We start from the raw sequence: 7025 nt of genomic DNA on the forward strand, positions 1-7025 counted from the left end.
TCCCATGAAGAAGAAGACGCAGCTTGACAGGCTTACAGGCCTTCCCTTTCTGAACTCAGTTTACCCGCGCATCCAGGAGGAGCTCTGCATCAGGAAGGAGATCGGCTACATCTTCTTTGACCTGGTTGATTTCAACGAGCTCCAGGAGAAATACGGCATCGAGGTGTGCAACAAGCTCATCAGGAACCTGGGGAAAACGATGGCGCAGCAGCGGGGGAAGCTTTACCGCGAGGACGACCTCGTGGCCGTAGGCTCCCAGTCTCCGACGCGCTTCATACTCTTCCTCTTCTCTCCCCCCCGGCGCAAGCTCCGTTTCGCGACCAACGACCTGAAGCTCATCACCTCGAGAATACTGCAGAAAATGCAGAATATCATCAGGGAGAAGGGTACGCGGCTGGGCATATCCGACCAGATATATTTTCACTCAGGCTTTGCCGTAGTGATCCCGGACTCTTCGCTGGAAGTGGACAAGGTCATCTACGAGGCCCACAAGGAGGCCACCCTCAGGGCGCATCTGGAAAAAGTCATGGTGAACCTTATCTCAAACATATCCCATGAGCTTCGCACGCCTCTCACCTGCATCAAGGGCTACGCCGAGACCCTGCTTGAAGGCGCAATGAGCGACGAGGAGCTTTGCAGGAAGTTTCTCAAGATCATCAACGACGAGGCCCACCGCCTTGAAAGGCTCATCAACGACCTGCTTGACCTTTCGATGATTGACGCGAGGCAGGTGCAGATGCGGTGCAAGGAGAGCGACCTCGTGAAGGTCCTCAATGAGATTGTGAGCGTCATCCATCCTTATGCAAGAAAATCAAATATCACCATCAAGGCTGAGCTCCCCGGTGAAATTCCCCTCATAAACGCTGACGAGGACAGGCTCAGGCAGGTCCTCATCAACCTTATCGACAATGCCATCAAGTATTCACACAGCGGCGGCGTGGTGACAGTGAGGATGACCACCGACAGGAAAGAAGTGGCCATCAGCGTAATTGACGAAGGCTTCGGGATCCCCGAGACGGAAAAGGACAGGATTTTCGAGAGGTTCTACCGTGTGGACCAGGGCATATCGGAAAAATCAGGCGGAAGAGGCCTGGGACTCGCCATCGCCAAATACATTGTCGAAGCCCATGGCGGCTCCATCTCTGTCGAGAGCTGCCTGGGCAAGGGGAGCACCTTCATGATAACGATGCCCCTCGATGAGCTGTGGAACAAAGACGAGGAATACTGATAAGGCCTACGAGACTTCCTGGTAGTAATGGTCGTCAAGCAGGCGGGACACGCTTCTCAGCCGGTGCTCGGGACGGACCGGCGGCTCTATATACTCGACTCGCGCCTTCCTGCCCTCCGGCTGATTACTCTCGTTCTGGTAGCTCTTCAATGAGTTCTTTGCCCAGACGTATTTTGCCACTTCCTTGAGGGAGTTGGACGGATCAAAATAATGAAGGACTCCTTCATTGTCCTGGAGCACAAGAAGCCCTGTCTTGCAGAAAAAAATCATGGTGCCCTCCTCTTTCAATTATTGATTGAGAAGGGACTGTCGCGGTAATCTTAATCGGGGAGAGATTCGCGGGCAGGGCCCAAAATCCTCCTCCCGGCTCCACGATTCCGATTCCTGAAAGGGAAATGGGCAGCCAGGGAGAAAGTATCTCCCTATGGAACTCCAATCAATGGACATACTCGGCGTGAAGGTCCACAGGGTAAGCCTGGAGGAGACACTGGCGGCAATCGGCGGGTTCATCGAGGAGCGATCATCTCACCTTGTAGTGACCCTGGGCACCGAGATGGTAATGGCAGCCCAGAAAAACAAAGAATTCCTTGAGGTTCTCAACGCTGCCCACCTCGTGTGCGCCGACGCCGTGGGCATAATATGGGCTTCAAAGCGCATGGAGAAGCCCCTATCAGAGAAAGTAGCAGGCATAGAGATACTCGACCGCCTGGCGGCACTTTCGTATGAGAAGGGGTGGCGCCTCTTCTTCCTCGGCGCCGCCGAAGGGACTGCCGAGGCTGCCGTTGAGGAACTCCGGAAAAAATACCCCGAGATGCCCGTCGCCGGAATCCACCACGGTTTTTTCAAGGACGACGGGCCGGTGATCAGACTCATCAAGGAGGCAAAGCCCGATATCCTCTTCATAGCCCTCGGCTCACCAAGGCAGGAGCTCTGGTTCTGGCGCCACAGGGAGGAGCTCGGTGTTCCCGTGGGAATAGGCGTAGGGGGAAGCTTTGACGTGCTCTCAGGAAAGATAAGCCGCTCTCCCCGCTGGATGATCAGTCTGGGCCTTGAATGGCTCTACCGCCTTTACAAGGAGCCGTGGCGCTGGAAAAGGATGACCGTTCTCCCTGTCTTTGCCCTTAAAATACTTTTCTGCAGCAAAGCCCCCGGTGATGAAAATGTTAAAGGCTTTTCTTGAAGGGCTCCTTGACCTTGTCTTTCCCCGCCACTGCTGTGCCTGTGGAAAAATCAGTGATCAGTCCCTCTGTGTCAGCTGCTTTTCCCGCAGCGAATACCTTTCTCCCCCCTTCTGCCGCAGGTGCGGCATCCCCATGGAGCAGGCCGGTCTCTGCGATGACTGCAGTATCAGGAACCCTTCCTATGAAAAAGCTATGTCAGCCTGTTCCTATGAGGGTGTCACAAGAAAAGCCGTCATATCGTTGAAATTTCGCCACAATCAGGACCTGGCGCCGATCCTGGCGCTTCTCATGATGAAGAGACTGCAGCAGGAAGGGGGCCTTCCCAGGATAGACTGCCTTGTCCCCGTGCCTCTCTCTCAGGCCGGAGAGAAGCAGCGCGGCTTCAACCAGGCCTTTCTCCTCGCCGCACCGATCTCTGAAGCCCTCCATATCCCTATCAGGCAGGATATACTGCGAAAAAAAAGGGAGACCTCGTCATTGAAGAAACTGGCGCGGAAAGAAAGGTTCCTTACTGTGAGCGGAAGCTTTGAGCTTATTGATGGCAATGCCTTGAAAGGGGCAACCGTGCTGCTGATAGATGACATCATGACCACCGGGGCTACACTGGAGGAATGCGCCGCCACCCTGAAACAAGGCGGCGCCCTGGGAGTCTTCTGCCTGACCCTGGCCCGCACCCTCCCCCACCGCCACAGGGACATCTTGCATTCCTGATGCTTCAGTCCCCTGGACTCTATGCAGGTTTTGATCAGGGACAGACTCTTTTTTTGTATTCCCAGGCATCGGCAGAAAAAAGAGTCCGTCCCCGGAAGGAATAATTCACGGCCCATAGAAATCCACTGTCTGAATGTACCCTCCTTCATTATTATTTATTTTTCTTTCATCAAAGAATGAAAGGGGCTATGCTCGATGGACGACAAGAAAAAGAAGATGACACAGACTCCCGTAGAGAAGGACACTTTCTGGATGAAGGTGCTCATTGTCACTATAGTCATTGTGTGGATTTCCCTTGTGGCAGGGAGCTGGGCAGGCCATTATTTTGCCGACACCAAGATACTCTCCCGGAAGTCGCTGAATGTGGCGGAAAACACCGCTGCAGAAAAGCCAAGGACCTGGAAGACCATTGTGGACAATGACGGCCAGGAAAAGGACCGGAAAAAGGATGACGGAGTGCCCTCGGAGGTCACTATCCCCGATTTCCGCAACATCGATGATCCCATCCCTGGAATCGATGATCAGTCAATCCGCACCCTGGGAGCTTCCCCCCGGGAATACAACCCTGTGCAGGAGCCGTCAGCGGCCCCTGCAGGCACCGTGGAAAAGACTGAGACTCCCGGAAGTACCACGGTGAGGCCATCTCCGGAACCGACAAAGGAAAAGCCTGAGGAGTCTCCTGAGCCTCCGCGGTCAACGCTCAGCAATCCTGACAAGGAGACAAAGCCCCGGGAAAAGCCCAGTCAATCTTCAACACCAGCGGCGATGCCTTCCGCGACGGTGAAAGCGACGGTGAAAACACCAATGCCGGCGGCATCAGCATCGCCTTCTGTTGCGCCGTCCAGGAATCCCAGGGAAGAAGCGGCATCGGATAAGAAGAAGAAGGATGAATCAAAGCCGGCAAATTATGACCTCCAGATGGGCTCATTCTCCAGGTCAGACAATGCTGACAAGATGGTTGATGAGCTCAAGAAAAAGGGTTATTCGGCAAAGATTGAAAAAGTGAAAGATGGTGACCGCGAGTTCTACAAGGTAAAGTTGGATAATGTCGGAAGCCCAGGCAAGGCCCAGGAACAGGCCGGCAAGCTGAAACAGGACGGCTTCGACGCGATAATCATCTCAAGGTGAAACCGGGGGGCCCCCCGGCTCCCTGGCTCCGGCTCCTAAACGAGGTATCACTTGAAATCTCTTCGTCTTGACGCACTTATGCCTTCCTCATTGAAGACATCTCTCTCGCTCGGTTTTTTTGACGGAGTGCACCTGGGGCACCAGAAGATCCTGGCAAGGACAGTCGATGATGGCAGGCGGCGGGGCACAAAAAGCGCAGTCTTCACCTTCCGTTCCCACCCTCTTACCGTTATCTCTCCTGAGAACACCCCCCTTCTTCTCTCCTCTTTCGAGGAGCGCCAGTCCCTCATGGAAGCTCTCGGCCTTGATTATTTCATCTGGACCGATTTTGATGCCGCATTCGGCAGCATTGCCCATGAGGTGTTTGTCACTGAAATCCTTGTGGGAAAGCTCGGTGCAAAAGCCATTTTTATAGGGCCCAATTACCGCTTCGGCAGGGCAAAAGGCGGCGACGGAGAGAGCCTTTCCCTGATGGGCAGGTCTCTTGGCTTTGAAGTCCACACCGTCTCCCCTGTCTCGCTCGCTGCGGATATGATAAGCAGCACTCTTGTCAGGAACACCCTTCTGGCAGGGCAGATGGGAAAAGTCCAGGAGATGCTGGGAAGGTTTTACTCCCTCCAGATAAAAGGGGAGCACTTCGAGAGCCTGCCTGGCGGCACCCTTGTAAAGTGCACTCTGCCGAAGGAAAGAGCGGCTCCCAGAAAAGGGATCTATGCCGGCACTGTCTTTGACGGCACCCGGGAAGTCCCCGCAGCAATCATGGTCCATTCCCCTCCCGCACTTGGGGAACAGACTCTCAGCCTTGTGCCGCTCTCTGCCCTCTCAGCGGGAGCAGCGCCTCTCAGGACCACCTTCCTGGAATATATGAGGATGGGCGAGGGGGAAAAAAATGAGTCCCTCCGCGAGAATGATATAAAAACGGCAGCAGACATTGTGCGGGGCTTCAAACAATTGCAGGCCTGAAAGGGGGGCGCAATGAACAGGGAACAGATGCTTAAAGAATTAAAGAGCCTTTATGAGAAGCTCGATGATCTTCATCAGAAAAGAGCGGATCATGAGCAGAAAATCAAGATCAGCGAGCGTATAAAGAAGATTCTGGAAACACTGTCAGATGATCTGAAAAACTACCACTGATGATCAAAGTGTGCGCCACCTGCCGACATCTGAAGGTTCTGGACCAGGGAAGAGAGTTTGAGTATATTATAGACACGGAATATACCCTTTTTGAATGTGAAGTATACAGAACAAGAACCAAGGAATACTATCTTATGGCACCGGTCCCTGAATCTATTGATGAAAAGCCCGTCACATGCGAGTACTGGGAAGAGTGGAAAAAAGAGACCTAAGAAGTCTTTTCCTTTATGACATTCACATAAGCCGTGATCATCTGCGCGACTTTTTTCTGCTCTTTCGGGGGTAAGGCGCTTATCTCTTTCAGCACCAGCAGCATTTCCTCGTCGAATGTCTGTTCGAATTTCATGCTGTCTATTTTCTGCAGAAACTCCTTCACCTGTATCCCCTCGGGGGCATAGCCTGCCATCAGAAGGATCTGGTTGTTTTCCACTTCCAGCGCCTTCGCTATCTCCAGGACCTTATCTCTTCTCGGTATATAGCCGTCTCTTTCAATAAGGGTTACATAGCTTGGATCAATTTTTGCCAGCTCGGCAAGTTTTCTCCTTGTCAGATGCTTCAGTCTTCTCTTCTCTTTTATATAGTTAGCCCAGGCTTGGTTTCTCACAAGTACATCACCTTTCTCAAATTCAATTAGAGAAGAATGATAAAACTGCCTTCTCTTACGGGGGCTTTTCTCTATAGTGGTGTATGCCCCCGCTCTCTCTATCTCTTTAATATTATACCCTACCTCTCAGGTGGAACGCAAGCCAGGGAAGGGAGCAAACCGCTTCTCCTAGCTTATCATGCCGAAGAGGTTTTCCATCTCTTTCTTTCTTGCTTCGTCCTGGGCCTTCCATTCCTGGTATTTCGCCTCAAAGAATGACCTGGCAGAGTTAAGCTTCTCCTCTTTTTCTTTTACGGTCTTCATCATGTTGTCCAGGTTGGAATGGAGGTACTCAAATCTCTGGACCATTCCTTTTCTCTGCAGCAGAATGGCTTCCTGCTCACCGGAAAGCTTGGAGTCAAGGGCGAGTGATTTATCCATAGTGGTCTTTATCCCCTCAAGGATGGTCTCGTAAGAGACATTGACACCGGTGAGATCTTCGAGCTGGGCGCTGCTTTCAGCCATGAGGGCTTTTATTTTGTTGTCAATATCCTCGTGTGTGGGGAGGGCAAGCAGCTCCTGCTCAAGATGGGTTATGGTCTCCTTGACCTTGGCTACCCTCCCGAAAAGCGCTTCAGTGAATTCTTCGCGCTTTATAAGCTCGTGCTCCAGTTTTCTCAAGATCGTGAAGCCTTTCTCCAGGTATCCCGCACCTGCACCTCCGCTTCCTGACTCAGATGAAGATGAGGCCTGCAGCTGCTGCTGCTGGTTCTGAATCGCTTCTAGTAACTGTTTTTCCCTTTCCATATAGTATTTTATTAACTCCTCCTTTTCTTCCAGCTCCGCATGCAGTGAAGCAGAACTACCTTCTGCCTCCACCGAGGCCCGAATTTTCTCAGCGTCCTTCTTCTGGCTCTCTATCATATTCTCAAGCTCTATGATTCTCTCCTGGAATCTCACGGCCGCGGCGCCCGCATCTCCTTCTGAGGCCCGAATTTTCTCAGTGTCCTTCTTCTGGCTCTCTATCATATTCTCAAGCTCTATGATTCTCTCCTGGAAT

Annotated in this window: 10 protein-coding genes; 7 read left to right on the forward strand and 3 right to left on the reverse strand. The window is 52.5% G+C overall.

What is annotated here, in order from left to right:
- Positions 1 to 4: 4 nt before the first annotated feature.
- Entirely contained in the window at positions 5 to 1228 is a 1224-nt protein-coding gene (locus RDV48_25990; protein ID MDQ7826280.1) for an ATP-binding protein, read from the forward strand.
- Between the two features lie 6 nt (positions 1229 to 1234).
- Here the strand turns inward: RDV48_25990 and RDV48_25995 are convergent, their stop codons facing one another.
- Complete coding sequence (locus tag RDV48_25995; GenBank protein ID MDQ7826281.1) at positions 1235 to 1498, reverse strand: hypothetical protein; 264 nt, start codon at positions 1496 to 1498, stop codon at positions 1235 to 1237.
- 154 nt (positions 1499 to 1652) lie between these two features.
- Here RDV48_25995 and RDV48_26000 point away from each other — a divergent pair, with 154 nt between their 5' ends.
- The 6 genes from RDV48_26000 to RDV48_26025 all read left to right on the forward strand — a co-directional run bounded on the left by RDV48_26000 (position 1653) and on the right by RDV48_26025 (position 5594).
- Positions 1653 to 2408 (forward strand): WecB/TagA/CpsF family glycosyltransferase, encoded by a 756-nt coding sequence (locus RDV48_26000; protein MDQ7826282.1) that lies wholly within the window; start codon positions 1653 to 1655, stop codon positions 2406 to 2408.
- Positions 2389 to 3120, forward strand: a complete 732-nt coding sequence (locus RDV48_26005) for a ComF family protein (protein ID MDQ7826283.1) — start codon at positions 2389 to 2391, stop codon at positions 3118 to 3120. Before RDV48_26000 ends, RDV48_26005 begins: the two co-directional genes overlap by 20 nt.
- Positions 3121 to 3315: 195 nt before the next feature.
- Positions 3316 to 4248 (forward strand): SPOR domain-containing protein, encoded by a 933-nt coding sequence (locus RDV48_26010; protein MDQ7826284.1) that lies wholly within the window; start codon positions 3316 to 3318, stop codon positions 4246 to 4248.
- A 51-nt stretch (positions 4249 to 4299) separates the two neighbouring features.
- Entirely contained in the window at positions 4300 to 5211 is a 912-nt protein-coding gene (locus RDV48_26015; protein ID MDQ7826285.1) for a hypothetical protein, read from the forward strand.
- A 12-nt stretch (positions 5212 to 5223) separates the two neighbouring features.
- Positions 5224 to 5382: a hypothetical protein gene (locus RDV48_26020; GenBank protein MDQ7826286.1), complete on the forward strand. Its 159-nt coding sequence runs from the start codon at positions 5224 to 5226 to the stop codon at positions 5380 to 5382.
- Positions 5382 to 5594: a hypothetical protein gene (locus RDV48_26025; GenBank protein MDQ7826287.1), complete on the forward strand. Its 213-nt coding sequence runs from the start codon at positions 5382 to 5384 to the stop codon at positions 5592 to 5594. The genes RDV48_26020 and RDV48_26025 overlap by 1 nt, the downstream gene beginning before the upstream one ends.
- Here the strand turns inward: RDV48_26025 and RDV48_26030 are convergent.
- Positions 5591 to 5986, reverse strand: a complete 396-nt coding sequence (locus RDV48_26030) for a helix-turn-helix transcriptional regulator (GenBank protein MDQ7826288.1) — start codon at positions 5984 to 5986, stop codon at positions 5591 to 5593. The two genes, RDV48_26025 and RDV48_26030, sit on opposite strands and share 4 nt — an antisense overlap.
- 168 nt (positions 5987 to 6154) lie before the next feature.
- A partial coding sequence (locus RDV48_26035; GenBank protein ID MDQ7826289.1) for a hypothetical protein occupies positions 6155 to 7025 on the reverse strand: 871 nt, incomplete at its 5' end.

The organism is Candidatus Eremiobacterota bacterium (genome assembly GCA_031082125.1).
In the GTDB taxonomy this organism is placed as follows: domain Bacteria; phylum Vulcanimicrobiota; class CADAWZ01; order CADAWZ01; family Ess09-12; genus Ess09-12.